General features: G+C 56.0%; 15 protein-coding genes. 5 read left to right on the top strand and 10 right to left on the bottom strand.

Translation table 11 applies throughout. From position 1 onward, the window contains the following. The first annotated feature begins 72 nt into the window (after positions 1-72). A complete protein-coding gene (locus ACYVGU_RS05855; RefSeq protein ID WP_460621281.1) occupies positions 73-1,806 on the top strand; it encodes a M14 family metallopeptidase in 1,734 nt (577 codons plus the stop codon). Between the two features lie 87 nt (positions 1,807-1,893). Here ACYVGU_RS05855 and ACYVGU_RS05850 read toward each other — a convergent pair whose 3' ends face one another. From ACYVGU_RS05850 to proC, 4 genes are all read right to left on the bottom strand, one after another. Next, positions 1,894-2,730: a hypothetical protein gene (locus ACYVGU_RS05850; protein WP_460621280.1), complete on the bottom strand. Its 837-nt coding sequence runs from the start codon at positions 2,728-2,730 to the stop codon at positions 1,894-1,896. Positions 2,731-2,806: 76 nt separating this feature from the next. Continuing rightward, positions 2,807-3,562, bottom strand: coding sequence for a hypothetical protein (locus ACYVGU_RS05845; protein ID WP_460621279.1), 756 nt, complete (start codon positions 3,560-3,562; stop codon positions 2,807-2,809). A 172-nt stretch (positions 3,563-3,734) separates the two neighbouring features. Beyond that, entirely contained in the window at positions 3,735-4,982 is a 1,248-nt protein-coding gene (locus ACYVGU_RS05840) for a bifunctional 3,4-dihydroxy-2-butanone-4-phosphate synthase/GTP cyclohydrolase II (protein ID WP_460611986.1), read from the bottom strand. 173 nt (positions 4,983-5,155) lie between these two features. Continuing rightward, a complete protein-coding gene (gene proC, locus ACYVGU_RS05835; protein WP_460621996.1) occupies positions 5,156-5,959 on the bottom strand; it encodes a pyrroline-5-carboxylate reductase in 804 nt (267 codons plus the stop codon). Between the two features lie 201 nt (positions 5,960-6,160). Here proC and ACYVGU_RS05830 point away from each other — a divergent pair, with 201 nt between their 5' ends. Beyond that, positions 6,161-6,787, top strand: coding sequence for a hypothetical protein (locus ACYVGU_RS05830; RefSeq protein ID WP_460621278.1), 627 nt, complete (start codon positions 6,161-6,163; stop codon positions 6,785-6,787). A gap of 49 nt (positions 6,788-6,836) precedes the next feature. Here ACYVGU_RS05830 and ACYVGU_RS05825 read toward each other — a convergent pair whose 3' ends face one another. From ACYVGU_RS05825 to ACYVGU_RS05805, 5 genes are all read right to left on the bottom strand, one after another. Beyond that, complete coding sequence (locus ACYVGU_RS05825) at positions 6,837-8,042, bottom strand: glycosyltransferase family protein (protein ID WP_460621277.1); 1,206 nt, start codon at positions 8,040-8,042, stop codon at positions 6,837-6,839. Next, positions 8,026-9,252: a glycosyltransferase family 4 protein gene (locus ACYVGU_RS05820; protein WP_460621276.1), complete on the bottom strand. Its 1,227-nt coding sequence runs from the start codon at positions 9,250-9,252 to the stop codon at positions 8,026-8,028. The genes ACYVGU_RS05825 and ACYVGU_RS05820 overlap by 17 nt, the downstream gene beginning before the upstream one ends. A gap of 90 nt (positions 9,253-9,342) precedes the next feature. After that, the gene (locus tag ACYVGU_RS05815) at positions 9,343-10,368 is read right to left on the bottom strand and encodes a potassium channel family protein (RefSeq protein WP_460621275.1); all 1,026 of its coding nucleotides are present in this window, start codon (positions 10,366-10,368) and stop codon (positions 9,343-9,345) included. A 178-nt stretch (positions 10,369-10,546) separates the two neighbouring features. After that, positions 10,547-12,616: a DNA primase gene (gene dnaG, locus ACYVGU_RS05810; protein WP_460621274.1), complete on the bottom strand. Its 2,070-nt coding sequence runs from the start codon at positions 12,614-12,616 to the stop codon at positions 10,547-10,549. Positions 12,617-12,767: 151 nt separating this feature from the next. Beyond that, complete coding sequence (locus ACYVGU_RS05805; protein WP_460621273.1) at positions 12,768-13,967, bottom strand: hotdog family protein; 1,200 nt, start codon at positions 13,965-13,967, stop codon at positions 12,768-12,770. 272 nt (positions 13,968-14,239) lie between these two features. Between ACYVGU_RS05805 and ACYVGU_RS05800 the strand changes: the two genes are divergently transcribed. Further along, positions 14,240-15,343 carry an Mrp/NBP35 family ATP-binding protein gene (locus ACYVGU_RS05800; RefSeq protein ID WP_460621272.1) on the top strand — a complete coding sequence of 368 codons (1,104 nt, stop codon included), beginning with the start codon at positions 14,240-14,242 and terminating at the stop codon, positions 15,341-15,343. A 166-nt stretch (positions 15,344-15,509) separates the two neighbouring features. Continuing rightward, entirely contained in the window at positions 15,510-15,845 is a 336-nt protein-coding gene (locus ACYVGU_RS05795) for a NifU family protein (protein ID WP_460611994.1), read from the top strand. A gap of 62 nt (positions 15,846-15,907) precedes the next feature. Here the strand turns inward: ACYVGU_RS05795 and ACYVGU_RS05790 are convergent, their stop codons facing one another. Then, positions 15,908-16,876, bottom strand: coding sequence for an SRPBCC family protein (locus tag ACYVGU_RS05790; protein WP_460621271.1), 969 nt, complete (start codon positions 16,874-16,876; stop codon positions 15,908-15,910). Between the two features lie 164 nt (positions 16,877-17,040). Between ACYVGU_RS05790 and fahA the strand changes: the two genes are divergently transcribed. Continuing rightward, on the top strand, positions 17,041-18,324 hold the full coding sequence (gene fahA, locus ACYVGU_RS05785) for a fumarylacetoacetase (RefSeq protein WP_460621270.1): 1,284 nt from the start codon (positions 17,041-17,043) through the stop codon (positions 18,322-18,324). Positions 18,325-18,355 lie beyond the last annotated feature (31 nt).

The raw sequence follows: 18,355 nt of genomic DNA, 5'->3' as shown, positions 1-18,355 counted from the left end.
CAGGATGTGCTTTTTTCAAGCCACCTTCTGCCCGCGCGCCGCGTCCTTGGCGGGTCATTATTCCTTTCCTGCATGTTCTCATTTCTTCTCTCCTCCCTTCTGCTGGCGGCACCTGCCCTGGCGGCCCCCGATTGGCGTACGCCGTTTGAAAAAGGTAACGGAAACACCACTACTACCCACGCCGAGTGCATTAGCTACTACCAGCAGCTAGATGCGGCTTATCCGGAAATTCAGCTTCGCGAAGTAGGCAGCACCGACAGCGGCCGGCCCTTGCACGAGGTGGTGGTATCCTTGGATGGTGATTTCGAGCCGGCTTCGGTCCAGAGCAAGGGTAGGCGCATTGTGTTTATCCAGAACGGCATTCACCCCGGCGAGCCTGAGGGCATTGATGCCAGCATGGCCCTGGCCCGCGACTACGTACAGAAAGAAGAGCTGCGCCGCCAGTTGGAAGATGTAGTGCTGGTCATCATCCCGATATATAACGTGGATGGCTCCTTGAACCGCAATTCTACCACGCGCACCAACCAGAACGGCCCTGAGAGCTACGGCTTCCGCGGCAACGCCCGCAACCTCGACCTGAACCGCGACTACATCAAGCAGGACTCGCGCAATGCTCGGGCGTTTGCGCAGCTATTTCAGCGCTGGCAGCCCGATATCTACGTGGATACGCACACCTCCAACGGCGCCGACTACCAGTACACCATGACGCTCATTGCCACGCAGAAAGACAAGCTGCACCCGGCCCTGAGCCAGTACATGCAGCAAAAGCTGTTGCCGGCTCTGTACGGCGGCATGGACAAGAAAAAGTGGTACCTCACGCCCTACGTCGACTTTGAAGGCCGCACACCCGATGCCCGGGGCCTAGTAGGTTTTCTGGAAACGCCGCGCTACTCCACTGGCTACACCACCCTGTTCAACACCATCGGGTTTGTGACGGAAACCCACATGCTGAAAGCCTACTCGCCCCGCGTGAAGGTGACGTATGACTTCCTGGATTTGCTGATCAGGACAGTGCACCAAGATGGAGCCGCTATTGCACAAGCCCGCGCCACCGCTGCCCAGCAAACCCAAACCCAGCAGCAGTTTGCCTTGGGCTGGAAGCTCGACACCACCGCGGCGGAGCAGTTTAAGTTCCGAGGGTTTGCAGGCAAAACCAAGCCTAGTGAAGTAAGCGGCCTGCCCCGCCTCTACTACGACCGCAAAGCGTCCTTCACCAAATCCATACCGTACTACAACACGTTCCGGCCGACTACTACGGTGCAGCGGCCGCAGGCCTACGTTATTCCGCAAGCGTGGGGCGAGGTAGTAGAGCGCCTGCGCCTGTCGGGGGTTCAGCTACGCCAGCTACCTAGCGATACTACCATCACGGGCGAGGTGTACTACATTCAGGATTACAAAACCGGCCCGCGCCCATACGAAGGTCACTACCTGCACACGCAGGTGCAAGTGCGCACCGTACGCCAGGCCCGCCCCTTCCTGCGCGGCGACTACGTGGTTAGCCTGGCCCAGCCGGCGGCCCGCTACCTCATCGAAACGCTTGAACCCCAAGCCACCGATTCGTTTTTTGCTTGGGGCTTTTTCGACAGCATTCTGCAGCAGAAGGAATACTTCTCTGACTATGTATTTGAAGATGTAGCTGCCGAGCTGGTGCGCCAAAAACCCGAGCTGCGGGCGCAGCTGGAAGCCAAAAAGAAAGCCGAACCCGCCTTTGCCGCCAGCGCCGCCGCCCAACTCGACTGGGTGTACCGCCAGTCGGACCACTACGAGGCCTCACATTTGCGCTACCCGGTGCTGCGCGTGCTGTAGGCACTACCCTATTACTAGGCCCATTGATAGCAAAAAGGCCCTTCTTACGAGTAAGAAGGGCCTTTTTTAGTGTACCACTTAAGCAGTTTACGGCTTGTTCTGACCTAGTGAATTGGCATAATTTACTAGGAACGCCAGCTCGCGAGCTTCCGTAAAGCTGAGCTTGTTTTGCTTGGCGTACTGCTCAATCTGGCGCGAATGGGTGCGAAAGTACGCCAGCAGGTCTTTTTTGGGGTTGCGCAGTGCTAGCACGTTGCCATTGGGCAAACCCAGGTAAAAGTTGTCTTTTATATCCGTGTAGTACCCTACGGTGCGGCCCGGCATGCCGCCATAGCCGTATCCGCCGTAGCCATAGGGGCCGTTGTAGGTTACGGGGCGCTCAATCAGCCCTTCACGCCGCAACAGGATAATGGGGCCACCACTGAGCTGCTCGAAAAAGCCGGGGGCCCGGAAGTCACTGTAGTCGTTGTCGCGGTTCCAGCGGTAGGTCCGGAACACGCGCACCAATGCCGTATCGGGCAGTTCACGGCGGCGCGGCGGCGGCATCATGTTAAAGAACGGGTTGCCATAGTAGTAGCCCTGCCGCATGGAGTAAAAGTCATCGTAGTAGAACCGCTCCCGGCTGCGGTTGTACCGCTCGCCTTGCACTGCAAAGCTTTGCACGTTCACGGCCGGCAAGGTGCGCACCGTGTTGTCGGCCATGGTCATGGTCAGGATGTCCTCGGAGGTGTGCAGCGCCAGCGGGCCGGCAATGGTGTCGCCGGTGCTCAGCAGCACCGTAGCCTGGTTGAACTGCTGCGTAAAGCCCTGCCCGCCGCGCTGCGCCTGGGCAACGACCGACGACGAGAGTAGTAGCAACACGGGTAGCCAACGCCGCCATAAGCGCATCCGTTGGTGGGTCTGGGAGAAGTAGCGGGAGTTCATACCGTTGATATACACTTTTGCAACGGCATAAACCACTAGCTTGTTCCCAACAGCGCACATCAGGCAAATAAGCAGATTAGAGCGCTGCCTCTAGCGTATCAAGATAGGTAATTATCTGAGCCAACTGGGAAGGTACCGTCCAAGACAAACTTTGTTGCTGAGCGTAGGCATCCAGTTGCTGGGCTCGGTTTGGAAAGTGAGCCAAAATATCTCTTCGTGGATTCTCTAGATAAACCAACTCGAGGTTGGGTATTGACAGATAGAACTGTGCCTTAAAAGATCGGCTGGTTTCTACGGTTTGAGTTTTAACAAGAACAGGGTCTTTTCGGGTTAGCTTGCTTCCATAATAATTTAGCAATCCGCTCTGATATCCATATTGAGTTTCTTTTTTGATGTTTACCGCTTCTCGCTCTCTTTGCAGCAGCATTATAGTACCGGTAGTTAACACTTCGAAAAAACCTAAGGTGGCTTTACGACTTCTGATTTGCTCGGCTGGCCATTGATACGTTAAGAATAAGCGGTTTGTACCTTTCTCGAGATACTGCTGTAAGAAGGGACTTGCCGGATTGCTATACACCGCTGCCAGCCCGGTTAACTCGCCTTTTAAGAAATATTTATCCGGAACAGGATTAGCAGTGAGGGAGTTGCCAATTTCACCCTTTACAACAAAGGCACGAATGTTGGCCGGCGTAAATGTGCGCCGAGATAAATCAGGTAAGGTAACAATAGCGGTTTCACGCTCAGGGAAGTAGGTGAGCGGCCCTCGTAACGTATCACCTGAGTGCAGAATTACGACTGATCCAGCAAAGCTTCGGCTCAGCGTTTGTGCCATGCTTGGCACGCAAGAACTACCTAGCAATACGCCTAGCAATACCCTTTTCATATTTTGATCTAATAAGTAATTGTCTTTAGAAAGGTAATAAGAGACAATTGCACTGAATAACAAAGCCCCGACTTGGCATAAAGCAAGTCGGGGCTAGTATTGGGATGGCGTGTGGTTCTACCTACAGGCCGGTTAGGGTGGCGTCCACATCGGGGTGCGGAGAGCGGTCTTTGTGCAGAATGGTGTGGCCGAGTTTGTCGCGCTTGGTGGTCAGGTACCGCTCGTTATGGGCGTTTGGCTCCACCTCAATGGCTACTGACTCTACAATCTCAAGGCCATAGCCCATCAGGCCGGTGCGCTTGCGGGGGTTGTTGGAAAGCAAACGCATCTTGGAAATACCCAGGTCGCGGATGATCTGGGCACCAACGCCGTAGTCGCGCTCATCCATGCCGAAGCCCAGCTCGATGTTAGCCTCTACGGTGTCGCGGCCCTGCTCCTGCAGCTTGTAGGCTCGCAGCTTGTTGAGCAGGCCAATGCCGCGGCCCTCCTGGTTCATGTACACCACCACGCCACGGCCTTCGCGCTCGATGTGCTGCATGGCGCGGTGTAGCTGGGGGCCACAGTCGCAGCGGCAGGAGCCAAAAATATCGCCGGTTACGCAGGAGCTATGCACGCGTACCAACACCGGCTCAGGGCCTGAAATATCGCCTTTCACCAAAGCCAAGTGCTGCGCATTAGTGCTGCGCTGGGTGTAGGCAATCAGGTCGAAGTCGCCGTAATCGGTGGGCAGCTTCACGGTTATTTCCCGCACGATCAGGCTTTCCTTTTCGAGGCGATACTTAATCAGGTCCTGCACCGAAATCAGCTTGAGGCCCCACTTCGTGGCTACCTCGCGCAGCTCGGGCAACCGGGCCATTTCACCGTCTTCGCGCAGAATTTCTACTAGCACCCCGGCGGGCTCAAACCCAGCCAGGCGGGCCAGGTCAATGGCGGCTTCGGTGTGGCCAGCACGGCGCAATACGCCTTCCTTACGTGCTTTGAGCGGGAAAATATGGCCGGGCTTGCCTAGTTCTTCCGGCTTGGTATCGGGGTCGATGAGGGCCAGAATGGTCTTGCTGCGGTCGGAGGCCGAAATGCCGGTGGTCACGCCGTTCTTCAGCAAGTCAATGCTCACGGTAAACGGAGTAGCGTGCAGGGCCGTGTTGCGGCCTACCATCAGCTCCAGGCCCAGCTCTTCGCAGCGCTGCTCAATCAGGGGAGCACATACCAGGCCCCGGCCGTGGGTGGCCATGAAGTTGATGACTTCGGGGGTGGCACAACGGGCAGCGCAGATAAAGTCGCCTTCGTTTTCACGGTCTTCGTCGTCCACTACCACCACTACCTTGCCGGCGCGGATATCGGCAATGGCGTCTTCTATGGAATCCAGCATGAATCGCGGATTTAAACGGATTAAAGGGTTTTCGTGGATTTTGTTCCGGCGGGAACTCGCACGAAGCTGCCGCTACAACCAGCAACAGTGCCGCGAAGTTACGAATGTGAACGGGTGCAAAGCCCTAGAACGCAAATTCACTGTTCTGCTCACCCCCTTTTTGCCGCTACCCCCTATTCCCGCGCCAACTCTGTGGCCCGGTGCTGGGCCGCTTTTATACCCACCGTTAGCGTTTCGGCCAGGCCGCCGGCAGTAAATTCACGCAGGGCCGCTTCCGTGGTGCCGCCCTTGGAGGCAACGGCAGCAATCAGCTCATCCGGCGATTTATCAGAGGTATTCAGCAGATGATAGGCACCGAGCATGGTTTGCTTCACCAGCAAGCTAGCCACTGACTCTGAGAAGCCTAGCTCCTGCCCCGCCCGCATCATGGCCTGCACGATGTAGTAGAAGTACGCCGGGCCGCTGCCGCTCACGGCCGTTACGGCGTCTAGCAAGCTTTCATCTTCCAAGAAAATAGAGCGCCCGGTGGCATTCAGCAAGTTTTCTACCTGGTGCAGGCGGCTGCGCTCTACCTCCGGCGCGGCCGAAAACCCGGTAATGCCCATGCCCAGCAGCGCCGGGGTGTTGGGCATGGCGCGCAGCACCTGCTGGTGGTGTAGCTCGCGCTGGAGCCTAGCAATCGGGATGCCGGCCATGATGGATACCACTACCTGTTCAGGCTGCACTACCTGGCGTAAGCCTTCGGCTATCTTACTGAAATCCTGTGGTTTTACTGCCACCATCACCACATCATACGTGCCCACGGCCGGAGTGAGCTCGGCGGTTGGCAAGCCCGGGTGCGCGGCCGCCAGGCGCTGGCAATGGTCGAGGTGGCGGCCCAGCAGCAACAAATCGGGGCGGGCCACTAGGTTGTAGTGCAGAAAGGACTTGGCGAAGGCCATGCCCATATTGCCGCACCCCAGAATAGCAATGCGCAGTGGTTTCATAGAGGGAAGATAAGGGGCTCTACTAGGGCCTTTGGCTCAACATAAGCAGGAATAATGAGAAACTCGGAGTTAGAAGAGTCTTTTATTGGCTGAAATGATTCCTAGCACAACCGACTATAAATGCTGTACCGATGAGTTAATCATGTTTTCCCTATATATTTCCACCCTCATATATTTTCTCTTCTAATTGCTATGAAAAAACTGGCAACTCTGCTGCTGGGCACCTCGCTCCTGACTACGGCCTGCGAACAGGCTCAACAAGCGAAAGAATCGTACACGGCCATCTCGAAGCTAAAAGATGCTGGCGAGAGATTAGAAACATCCATGGATGAAGCCAAAACCCAGCGCGAAGAACGCGAAAAGCGCGGCGACACCCTGTCGTTGCCATACAAAGACCTGCAGGCATATCTGCCAACGGAGGTGAGCGGCTTTACTGCGGCCAACCCCACCGGCCAGTCGATGAAAATGAGTGGTATTGCCTTCTCCACCGCGGGCCGCGACTTCACGAAAGACAGCGTAACGGTGAAAACCGAGCTTATTGATTACAACGGAGCCAACCAGATGTACCAGGGCGCCTCGGCCATGTTAGGCTTGGGCCTGGAAAGCGAAGACGACGACCAGATTACCAAATCCTCTTCCCTTGGCATTAAAGGCGCCTCCGGCATGGAAACCTACCGCAAAAAGGAAAGGGAGGCGGAAATACTGCTGGCCGTTGGGGGGCGCTTTCTGGTGAAAGTCTCCGCCGACAAACAGAACGACTTAGCGCTAGTGGAATCAGTGGCCAAGCAAATAAACCTAGAGAAGCTGGCTGAGATGTAAACAGAAAAGGGGAGCTCAGGTGAGCTCCCCTTTTTGCATGTAGTACTAGCTACCGTTTGTGCTGAAACCGTTGGGTAGGTTCCCACACGGTAGTTTTCACGCCAGTTAGGTAGCGCCAGAACCCTAGTAGCAGAGCCGCATTCATGCTATAGAAGTGAGTTATAAAACGCAGCAGGCGCGAGTGTACCCCTAGGCGGTGCAGGGTACCATCGAGCAGCAGCAGCAGTGGTACGCCTACCTGGCCCAGCAGCAGCACCTGATACAGCCAACCCGCGCCGCGCACCACTAGCACTAGGTTACTGAGCAGCATGAGCACCAGCAACAACGGCGTGAGCCAGCGCAACACCTTGTGCGACCAATAGGCAAAGCTGAGCCCACGCCAAGGCGGCCACAGCAACCTCCGAAACGCCACCAGATTCTGGAAATTGCCGGCTGAAATGCGGGCTTTGCGCCGAAACTCCTCGGGTAGCTTGTCCGACACATCTTCTTGGCACACCGCTTCCAGCTCGTTAATGGCTTGGTAGCCATCCTGCAGCACAGCCATCGACACAAAAAAGTCATCGACGATAAAGGAGGCCGGCGCCGGCTGGTAGCACGCCCGACGAATGGCAAAGCAACCGCCGAAGGCCCCAATCATGGCGCCCCACACTACCCCTTCCTGGTACTTGATCAGGTTTTCGCGCTCCAGATAGGCTTTTTCCTGGCCAGAAATACCGTCTGCTCGGTGGTCGAGGTTGAGGATATTGCCACCCACCTGCCCTATAGCAGGGTTGCGAAAATGCTTCACCAAATGATATAGCGTATCGGGCTGGAAGAAAACGTTGGCATCGGTCAGGACCAGTACCGGCGCCGATGACTCCCCGGACAGCGCCTCGATGATACCGGGCTTACCCGTACGCTCAGAAAACGCCCGCAGCCTGATTCCCGAAAACTCGGCCGCCAGGTCTGCAATCAGGGCATTGGTGCGGTCGGTAGAGTTATCGGAGCCGATGTAAAAAGTGAGCTTTTCCAGTGGGTACGTGGTAGCGAAGGTGGAGCGGATTTTCTGCTCCAGCACCTGCTCCTCATTGTACACCGCCAGCAAAATATCCACGGCGGGCAGCTCAGGGCTATCGGGGGCGTACACATGCGGGTTCTGGCGCCGGCCGCGGGCCAGGCGGGCCAGCAGCAGCGGAAACAACACATAGGAGTGCGCTACCAGCAGCAGGCTACCCCACAGCACGCCGGCCAGCAGCGCATCAGCTAGTGGCGGCACGGCGCGGTGGCGTGAGAATGGTGTACAGATCGAGGAAGCTTTCCACTACCCGGCGGTTATCGTACAGGCGCGTGATGGTGCGCGCCGCTTCCTCCCCGATGAGCTGGTGCCCCAGCTCGCCGCGGTAGTAGCGGCCCAGGCGCTCTACCCATTCCGAGGCCTCGTCACAGAGCACAATATTGAAGTTGTCGCGCACATGAATGCCCTCGGAGCCCAGGCCCGTACTAATCACGCACTTGCCTAGGGCCATGCCCTCAATGATTTTGATGCGCATGCCGCCCCCACTCAGCAGCGGCACCAGCATCAGCTCATATTCCTGCATAAACCGCGCCGCCGACTCCACAAATCCGTGCACCGTTACGCCGGGCAGCTTGAGGTTCAGGATATGCGCCGGTGTGTCTTTACCCGCAATATGCAGCTCCAGCTCTGGGTAGAGGGCATGCACTTTCGGCCATATTTCAGCGAGGAACCAGTCGAGGCCTTCCAGATTTGGCTGCCAGTTTAGAGAGCCAATCATGAACAGGGTGCGCGGCTTGGCTTTTATGGTGCGGTCAGGCTGAAACCGCCTCAAATCAACGCCTGCGGGCACAAACACTACGGGCTCCTGGCAGCCCAGCAGCCGCAGGCGGCGCTGGTCGGGCTCGGTTATGGCAGCAACGGCATCAAACAGCGGTAGGTAGTTTTTCTCGAAACGCTTGAGGCGGCGGGCCAGATGATGCAGATACATACGCTTGAGCACGGTTTTCTCGCGCTCGGCCAGCATTTGCCAGATGGTGTACTCTACGTTGTGCGCGCGCAGCACTACCGGCAAACCGGGCGCCAACTGTTTGCATACGCGCACGTACCAGGCCACCAGACTACCCTCCATCTGCACCACATCAAACGTTTCAGTGCGCAGCAGCTCTGTTAGCTTGGCTTCCACTGTCGGGCTTACAAAGCGCTCCACATTATAGGGCAGATTCCCAAGCACTAGGTTTTGCAGCGCTTTCACCGGCGACAGGCTAGTATCTACATCTACCGTTACTAGGCGCACATTCGCTCCCAAGTGGTCGAGCACATCGGCGGGCTGGCGGTGTTTGGGCGTGTTCAGGGCCAGCACCGTAACCTGGTGTCCGGCCCGGCTTAGGCCCGCCGTCACGTCGTACATAGCAATGGCGCCTCCATCATGAGGCGGGTACGGAACGCGCGGGCAAAGCTGCAGGATATGCACGAGAAGCTAGTATAATGGGTATTTCAGCAGATAGAAGCGCGTAAAGCTACGAAAGTAGCCTGGAGGCAATGCCAAGAGCGGCTTTCAGTATTACCCCGGCAGCTGAAACTGTGCCAGCAGACTTGTAATCTGCGCATCGGTGCCCAGAAACAGGAGTATATCACCCGGAGCAGGCACCGTGTCTTCGGTGGGGTTTACGGTGAAGTTGCCAGTAGCGTGCTTCATGCCAATAACGGTAGCGCCAGTCCGAGTGCGGATATCCAGCTCCCGCAGGCTTCGTTTCCGCCATTCCGGGCGCAGTTCTCTGGAGCTGAGTTCCTCTAGCCGCAGTTTATTGGGACCTAGGCCCGAAATCATATCCAGAAACCGGATGACCTCGGGGCGGGTGATGAGGTTGGCCATGTGCGAGCCCCCAATTTCATCGGGCATTACTACGGAGTTGGCCCCGGCCCGCAACAGCTTAGGCTCAGAGCTTTTCAGGCTGGCGCGGGCAATTATGGTAATCTTGGGGCAAAGCTCCCGGGCAGTGAGGGTCACAAACACGTTATCGGCATCCTTTGGCAAAGCCGTAATCAGGGCACTGGCACGCTCTACGCCGGCGGCGCGTAGCGTTTCATCTAGTGTGGCATCGCCGAACACCACCGGAATCCTTTCCCCGGTGGCTTCAACGGCCTCTTTCAGAAGTTCCTCGTTTTGCTCTACCACCACCACATCGGCTCCGCTGGCGCGCAGATCGTGGTAGGCCTTGCGGCCGTTTCGACCAAAGCCGCACACGATAATGTGGTTGCTAAGGGCGTGAATTTCCTGGTCGTTGCGGAGCATAGTAAACATTTTCCGTAGGCCCCCGTCGAAGATGTAGGTGGTTAGCACCGACAACAGGTAAGCGAACATGATAAGGTTGAGGAAGATATACACGGACACGAACAGCTGCCCGCTTGATGACAACGGGTGCACCTCCCCGAAGCCCACCGTCGAAACGGTTATCATGGTCATGTAGAAGGCTTCCACCAGCGTGAATTTTTCAATCCACATGAAGCCGACTGTGCCCACCATCACGCTCAGTACCGATAGGATCACGGCACCCACAAACCGCGTCAGGTTGAAACGGTACCACATGTGGTGCAGGTAATGCCGCAGTGACGATTGATTGGGGTACTGGTGAGGCATATTCAGATAACGCGACGATAATGCAGCCTTAAACCCACCTCCGCGGCTGGGTTTACCGGCTTCGGGGGCCTAGTACGGGGCGGCTGGCCCGCCAGTAAGATACCGTTTTACGGGCAGCCGCCGCGCCTCACATGCCGGTTCGGGGAATAACGGTACCTAGCATGCCAGCTAGCTGATTGTCCATTTGCTTGAGCAGCCGGATGGTGGTCAGGTGTTCATCTAGCGTGGCCTCGTCCATGGGGCGCCGCAGGGCCTCCATGTGCTCAGAAAGGGCGCGCTCCACGTTAATCTTGTTAAGGCGCAGAATGGCGTTGTCGCAGGCAGTTTGCAGCAAGTCCAGCTCTCGGGGCACGTAAATCTGGTGCGTCGTCCAGTTAGGGCTCAGCTCGTATTTCTCCGTGGCCAGCTCTGCCACCAGGCTCCGGATATCACTGCGGCCGTGCTGAATCAGGGTGCGAACCTCGGGCCAGCGGCCCTGGTTCAGCTCCTCGCGGCACAGGTGCAGCAAATCGGCGTACACGCCGGTTTTGAAGTTGGTGTCTTCGAGCTGTTCCAGCAGGTACTGCGCCACACTAACTTCGGGAGCCAAGGGCTGGGGCGAGTACAGCAGCAACAGGCGCACCACCTCCCGCTCGCACTGCTCCAGCACATCGGGTACGGGCTCCAGCTCATCCTTAGTCGTAGTCAGCAGGTCACCGCCCCCGCCCATCAGGTCGTCGGGTGAGGCACCGTACATCAGAGCTTCGGCTTCCTCCTCGGGGCTCATGGGCCGCGGGGCGGGGCGCGATTGAGCGGGGTTTGAGGTGCCGCTGGGGCTAGTATTTCCGCTGCTTCCGCCGCTGGTTGTGCCACCCGCCGCCTTGCCGTTGGCGTTGCGCACCAGCTTGTTATACTCCGTGATAAGCACCTGCTCATCAATACCGAAGGCCTGCGACGTTTGCTGCAAAAACACCTGCCGCTTAATTGGGTCGGGTACTTTGCCAATGCTTTGCAGCACGTCGCGGATGGCTTCGGCTTTCTTTACCGGATCCTGAGCGGCCTCGCGTGCTACTAGGTTGGTTTTAAACTGAATGAAATCCTGGCTGGCCTGCTCCAGGTGGTCTTTGAAGCGCTGGTCGCCTACTTTGCGGATGTAGCTATCGGGGTCGTCGCCGTCGGGGAACAGCACCACGCGCACGTTCAGGCCACCTTCCAGCAGCATATCAATCCCGCGCAACGAGGCCCGAATGCCGGCCGCGTCGCCGTCGTAGAGCACCGTTACGTTGTCGGTATAGCGCTTCACCAGCCGAATCTGCCCATCGGTGAGCGAGGTACCTGAGGTGGCCACCACGTTTTTAATGCCACCCTGGTGCAAGCTTAGTACATCGAGGTAGCCTTCTACTAGGTAGCACAGCTCCTCCGTCCGGATGGCCTGCCGGCCTTGGTACAGGCCATACAGTACATCCGACTTATGGTAAATCTCCGACTCCGGCGAGTTCAGGTACTTCGCCGTTTTGTCGTTGGGTTTGAGCGTGCGCGCCCCAAAGCCAATCACGCGGCCCGACACGTTATGAATCGGGAACATCACGCGGCCCCGGAACCGGTCGTAGCGGCGGCCGGTGTCTTTGCCCTGCTCGTCTTCGCGGGTAATGACTAGGCCTGTTTTCTCCAGGTACTTCCGCTCAAAACCCTTTTTCTCGGCCGCTTTCAACAGGTCATCCCATTGGTCCAGCGAGTAGCCGAGCTCGAAGGTTTTGATAGTGGTTTGGTTGAGGCCGCGCTGGCGCAGGTAGCTCAGCCCGATGCCCTGGCCCTCCTCGGTGTTGAGCAGCAGGTGATGGTAGTGGTCTTTGGCCCAGTCCGATACAATAAACTGGGAGTCTTTTTCATTCTGGGCCAGCTGCTGCTCGGGCGTTTTTTCCTCTTCCTGAACATCGATGCCGTACTTTTTGGCCAAGTACTTCAGGGCCTCTACGTAGCTAGTGCCCTCCACATCCATGATGAACTGCACTACCCCACCGGCCTTGCCGCAGCCAAAGCACTTGTACAGTCCTTTGGCCGGCGCCACCGAGAAGCTCGGCGACTTTTCGTGGTGGAATGGGCAGCAGGCCCACATATTCTGGCCCTTGCGCTTCAACGACACAAAGTCGCCTACTACCTCCACGATATCGGCGTGGTGAATGATCTGATCTACGGTTTCTTTCGGGATGCGCGCCATACTACCGGCAAAGGTAGGCAGGAATGGGCGCGAACTTTCTCCCCTTTATTACAAGGCCGACAACCTCCCAGCAGGCAACCCGATATGCCGAACATGTAAGCATCCCTACCCCTTCGCTGGGTTTGTGCTGGGAATTAGTTTGGCACCTGCGTTAGTAATTCCGGCTGGCAGTGGTTTTGGGGATGATGACTACGTAATCATAGCCCAGAATAGTAGCCTGTAGCTCTTGGCTGCTCACCTTGAGTTTGTCCTGGAGTAAGGCCCGGCGCAAGGGGCGCACGTCAAATACTTGCCACGGGCCAGCAGCTGCGGTACTGGTAGTAAAGGGCTTGACCATGTTCTCGTTGTCGTACGAATACGTTGCGACATTCTTCGTAAAATCGTCGGGATTGGACCCACCAACTTGCTCGCCCATTTTGCCAATGACAAAAATGTGGAGGGTTTTCTGGTCGTGCATGTCGGCTAGGTTCACGGCCAGATTCCCTACGTCGTAGAAGTTTCCCGAGATACTGCGGCCCCGACCCATATGTGCCGCTCCAAACTTAAAGAGCATCGTGGGCAATGGCTCCCCCGCTTTCTGATAGGGCTGTAGTTCCGTCAGAAGATTACGTTTCATCAGGTTCAGCCGGGCCTGGTGGGCGCCGGGCTTGCCAGCCGCATTGGTCTGGTAAATGGCTACGCTGGCCAGAAAGTTTTCCAGCATATCCTGCACCGCCGGGCTTTCCTGCCGCGCTATTGTGCGCAAGCTGTCGATGGTGACTGGCTGCAAGACATTCACGGTGCTGTGGTCATACTTACCCATCACCATATCAGCCCGGTCGCGGGCCTGCGAAATAGCTGCCAGGCGGCGCAGGTAGCTCTTCGCCGCTTTGTTTTTCACATGATCGGCCATGACATCCAGCGTCAGACCGGCCGTGGCGGCCCCAACTTGCTCAATGCCTACGAAAGCCGTGTTTTGGGCTCGCAGTGCCCGGGCCAGTTCAAATTCCTCGGCCCAGCTATAGAAGGATAACGCCATGGGGTACTTATGCTCGAAAGCAGTGGGTAGCCCTGGTTTAGCGGCAAACTGGCTCAGGTTGCGGGCCTGATATTTGTCGATTTCGGCTACATATAGTTTGGGTTTCAACACTTGCGCCACTGCTTGTGTGAAGGCCGGAATCTGGGCCATGCCGTGGTCTTCGCCTACCAATACCAAGGCGCTTTTGCGAATATCCTGCTGCAACTTTTCCCACCCTGGCCCGCTGAACTGAGCGCCCGTTTGGGTGAGGCTGAACTGGTTTTGGCGCAACAGGCGCTGGAAAGTGGTATCGGTGGGAGCTTGAGCGGCAGCAGAGTTGATGGCAACTGCCATTATTAAGGCGGCTCCGCGAGTGAAGCAGCGACGGAAACGGGAAGTAACAAGCATAAGGAAAATGAAGTGTAGAAATACAACGGGCAAGAATACTGGCTTTCCGCCGAATTACAGGGCGAGCTGCCAGATAGAGGGGAATACCCACAGACTGGTTGTATAGCCCGAATAAAAATCCTTCTTGCAGCGCCGGACTGATAGGTAGCCGCACAACTTCCACCCGCTTTTCCGGGTTATCTTTGCGCTTTGCATCCGCAATTTCCCGACTGACTATCATGGCAACCATAACTAAAGAAGACGTTCTGAAGGCGCTGAGCTACGTGGAAGAGCCCGACTTGGGCAAAGACCTCGTGACGCTGAATATGATTGAGGACGTAGCAATTGACGGCAACCGCGTGTCCTTTACGGTGGTCCTCACTACCCCGGCGTGTCCCCTCAAGCAGCTCATTCACGATGCCTGCGAGCGAGCCATCCATACGATGGTGGATAAGGATGCGGAAGTGGTTATCGTCATGACCTCGCGCGTGACCAGCATGCGCGAAAACCGCGACTTGCTGCCCGGCGTGAAGAACATTATTGCCATTGCCTCAGGCAAAGGTGGTGTGGGTAAAAGCACTGTAACAGCTAACCTGGCCATTGCGCTGGCCAAAACCGGCGCTAAAGTAGGCCTGGTAGATGCCGACATTTCGGGCCCTAGCATGCCCTTAATGTTTGGTGTGGAAGATGCCCGCCCGCACGTGTACCAGGGTCAGGATGGCCGCAACCTGATTCAGCCCGTGGTGGCGCATGGCGTGAAACTGATGAGCATTGGCTTCCTGGCTCCGGCCGAAAGCGCCATTGTGTGGCGGGGTCCTATGGCTTCCTCAGCTCTTAAGCAGTTTATCACGGAAGTTGATTGGGGCGAGCTGGATTACCTACTCCTCGACATGCCTCCTGGAACCTCCGACATCCACCTGACTATGGTGCAGACGGTGCCCGTAACCGGGTCCCTCATCGTAACCACGCCCCAGAAAGTGGCGCTGGCCGATGCCGAAAAAGGCCTACAAATGTTCCGCCTGCCCCAGATTAATGTACCCGTACTAGGCATTGTGGAGAACATGGCCTGGTTTACGCCCGCGGAGCTGCCCAATAACAAGTACTTCATCTTCGGGGAAGGCGGCGGACAGCAACTGGCTGATAAGCACCAGGTGCCACTGCTAGGTCACATTCCGCTGGTACAAAGCATCCGCGAAAATGGCGACCAAGGCACGCCCGCTATTTTGCAAGATGGTACGCCTGCGGCCGCCGTTTTCGAGCAGCTGGCCGAAGAACTGGCCCGCCAGGTATCCATCCGGAATGCCGTGGCGCCGCGCACCAAACCGGTGCAGATGCAGTCATAAGTAGAGCTAGAGGGAGGGTTGGGGTAAGCTCAACACTACCCTAGCGCAACTTTTGTTACTAGGCTTGGTGTTGTTTCCAAACGCTCCAAAAGCGTTACCTTTGAAGAAGTACTCCGCTGCCTGCCAAGGGCCAATGCCCTGAAGCAAACAGCAAAAACCGTGATTCATGACCCATTCGGCTGCCGTAGAAAATCATCCGCTTCTCCCCCGCATTGAGCAGGCCCTGGACACCATTCGGCCCTACCTGGCTGCCGACGGAGGCAACGTGCGCGTGCTGGATATCACCGCCGATATGGTGCTGCAACTAGAGTTACTGGGCGCTTGTGGCACCTGCCCCATGTCGCCAATGACGTTGAAAGCCGGCGTGGAGGAATCGGTAAAAAAAGCCGTACCCGAAATCCGCGCTGTGGAGGCTATTAACCTCACCCCTATGTCGGCGCAGCCCGCCGGTCAGGCCGGTCATCCTGTACCCCCTACTCCGGTGCCTACACCGCAGTTTTAGAAATAACTATAAAATAAAAAAGCCGGCCCTTCTTGCGAGAGGCCGGCTTTTTTATTTACATATCATATCTGATTGGAACTAAGACCTGAAGCTTCGCTGCGTTTTTTAATTACTTCTAAAATCATTTGGTTAAAATCATCCAGAATAAAGTTAGCCCATAGTCGACTGTAGAAATTTAAATTCGTGGTAACCCGATACGTACACGTTAGAGTGACTACACTTTTATCCTGGCTTAAGTTTTCAATTTTATAGCTACCTGCTATTACGTCAAAGTACTTTCCTCCTATCATTACATGCTCATCGAGCGTTTTAGGTGGTATTGATAGAGGATCAACATCAATATCATATGAAAAGCCATTTCCATTGTCCCATGTCTTTATAATCTCTCTGAATTTGATACCCTTTTCCCACGTGATGCTTCTCACTCCGCCAACACCTTCTTGGCTAAGTTGTCCATCCAATGGTTTAGGAACGCCAATCAGGTGTACAAAGTGAGGCTCGATTTCACTAGGCTTGATATTTCTTACATTTTTGACGTTTTCCCAGATGCTTTCTTGGCTAGCGTGTATTACCACCTTAGTTTCAACAGTATCTACCTGATTCACAAGCTCCATATTGCTTTCCAGCAGCAGTACTGCTAACGGCATCAGCAAAGACATATACAGCAAATTATTACTGCTTTTACGCTTAAGCTTTAGTAATCGATAAATAAACGCCCCCAGCGAACCAAGCAACACAAATGGACCGATAATTATCACGAGGCATATCATGCCTTCGAATCCATTTATGAGAGATAAAAAGAAAAATGTAATGGTTATAGCCCAGGGAGTGAGCAAATCTGTTTTGTAGAGTTGCAATTGCTCTTTTGTAGAAAACAAAACAGGAATTGCCCCCAGCACAAGTGGTAAAACGAAAATATATGCCACTGAAACATTTCGATGCTGAGAGTTTACCACAAGCATCATCAGAAAAGCATACACTACTCCTGCTGTCAGCCCAATAAGCAGTGTTCTAATTCTGGAGCTTTTCATTATTCTATTTAATGGATGTTTGCTATTCTTTAGCAACTGGTAGCAATGGGAATGCTTAACTGAGCTGTAAGGTACTAGCTTCGACAGACACCAAGGTACCTCGCCTACCTCATCATTCCCGCCGCGCCGCTACCTTTACGGCTCCTTCCACTACCCTACCCCTGATGGCAAACCCGAACGACCCTTCCCTGCATTCCTGGATTGATATTGCCCCCGGCAGCGACTTCCCGATTCAGAATCTGCCCTTTGGCGTGTTTGAAACAGAGGAGCGCGGACCGCGGCTGGGCGTGGCTATTGGTGAATATGTGCTGGATTTGTATGCCGTGTCGCAGTTCGGCTTCTTTCAGGATTTGGACCTAGGACCGAAAATGCCAAAGGTGTTCCGGCGCCGCTCCCTGAATCAGTTTATTGCCCTAGGTCGGCCAGTATGGCGGGCCGTGCGCCAGCGCGTATCGGAACTGCTGCGCCACGACAACGCCTCGCTGCGCTCTGATGAAATCATGCGCGAGTGCCTAGTTCGGCAGAGCGAGGTACGGATGCTGCGCCCCGTAAAGCCCCACAACTACACCGACTTCTACAGCAGCATTGAGCATGCCACCAACGTGGGCATCATGTTCCGCGACCCGGCCAATGCCCTGCTGCCCAACTGGCGCCACATCCCGATTGGCTACCACGGCCGGGCGAGCAGCATTGTAGTAAGCGGCACCAATATCCGGCGGCCAAACGGGCAGCGCAAAGCCCCTGATGCCCCGGCGCCAACTTTCGGTCCTTCGCAGCAGCTGGACTTCGAGCTGGAAATGGCCTTCGTTGTAGGACGCAGTACGCACCTCGGCGACACCATTCCGGTGCAACATGCCGAGGACTACATCTTCGGCATGTTGCTATTTAACGACTGGAGCGCGCGCGACATTCAAAGCTGGGAATACGTGCCGCTAGGTCCGTTTCTGGGCAAAAGCTTCGGCAGCAGCGTGTCGCCGTGGGTGGTAACGCTGGACGCGCTGGAGCCGTTTCGCGTGGCCGGTCCGGTACAAGAACCCGAGCCGTTGCTCTACCTGCGCCAACTCGACGAGCACAATTTCGACATCAACCTGGAGGTAGCCCTTCAGCCCGAAGGTGGCCCTGAAACCACTATATCCCGCTCTAACTTTGGGCTGATGTACTGGAGCATGGCTCAGCAGCTGGCCCACCACGCCTCCAACGGCTGCAACATGGAAGTTGGCGACCTATATGCGTCCGGCACCATTAGCGGCCCTACCCCGGATTCACTCGGCTCTATGCTAGAACTCTCATGGCGCGGCACCCGCCCCGTACCCCTGGCCGATGGCACGGAGCGTAAGTTTCTGCAGGATGGCGACACTGTAACCATGCGTGGTTACTGCGAGCGGGACGGTCTGCGCATTGGTTTTGGCGAAGTAACCGGCACTGTATTGCCAGCTAATCTGATTTAACGTACTAGCCCCTACTACGCATCAAAGCCCG

The sequence above is a fragment of the Hymenobacter tenuis genome, from assembly GCF_054780495.1.
Note: the sequence above shows the minus strand (reverse complement) of the source record. Positions and strands in the feature narration are given on the sequence as shown.

What these genes read in the sequence shown, in the direction of transcription:
- ACYVGU_RS05855 (WP_460621281.1), top strand. Translation starts at nt 73, where the DNA reads ATGTTCTCATTTCTTCTCTCCTCCCTTCTGCTGGCGGCACCTGCCCTG.
- ACYVGU_RS05850 (WP_460621280.1), bottom strand. Translation starts at nt 2,730, where the DNA reads ATGAACTCCCGCTACTTCTCCCAGACCCACCAACGGATGCGCTTATGG.
- ACYVGU_RS05845 (WP_460621279.1), bottom strand. Translation starts at nt 3,562, where the DNA reads ATGGCACAAACGCTGAGCCGAAGCTTTGCTGGATCAGTCGTAATTCTG.
- ACYVGU_RS05840 (WP_460611986.1), bottom strand. Translation starts at nt 4,982, where the DNA reads ATGCTGGATTCCATAGAAGACGCCATTGCCGATATCCGCGCCGGCAAG.
- ACYVGU_RS05830 (WP_460621278.1), top strand. Translation starts at nt 6,161, where the DNA reads ATGAAAAAACTGGCAACTCTGCTGCTGGGCACCTCGCTCCTGACTACG.
- ACYVGU_RS05815 (WP_460621275.1), bottom strand. Translation starts at nt 10,368, where the DNA reads ATGTGGTACCGTTTCAACCTGACGCGGTTTGTGGGTGCCGTGATCCTA.
- dnaG (WP_460621274.1), bottom strand. Translation starts at nt 12,616, where the DNA reads ATGGCGCGCATCCCGAAAGAAACCGTAGATCAGATCATTCACCACGCC.
- ACYVGU_RS05805 (WP_460621273.1), bottom strand. Translation starts at nt 13,967, where the DNA reads ATGGCAGTTGCCATCAACTCTGCTGCCGCTCAAGCTCCCACCGATACC.
- ACYVGU_RS05800 (WP_460621272.1), top strand. Translation starts at nt 14,240, where the DNA reads ATGGCAACCATAACTAAAGAAGACGTTCTGAAGGCGCTGAGCTACGTG.
- ACYVGU_RS05795 (WP_460611994.1), top strand. Translation starts at nt 15,510, where the DNA reads ATGACCCATTCGGCTGCCGTAGAAAATCATCCGCTTCTCCCCCGCATT.
- ACYVGU_RS05790 (WP_460621271.1), bottom strand. Translation starts at nt 16,876, where the DNA reads ATGAAAAGCTCCAGAATTAGAACACTGCTTATTGGGCTGACAGCAGGA.
- fahA (WP_460621270.1), top strand. Translation starts at nt 17,041, where the DNA reads ATGGCAAACCCGAACGACCCTTCCCTGCATTCCTGGATTGATATTGCC.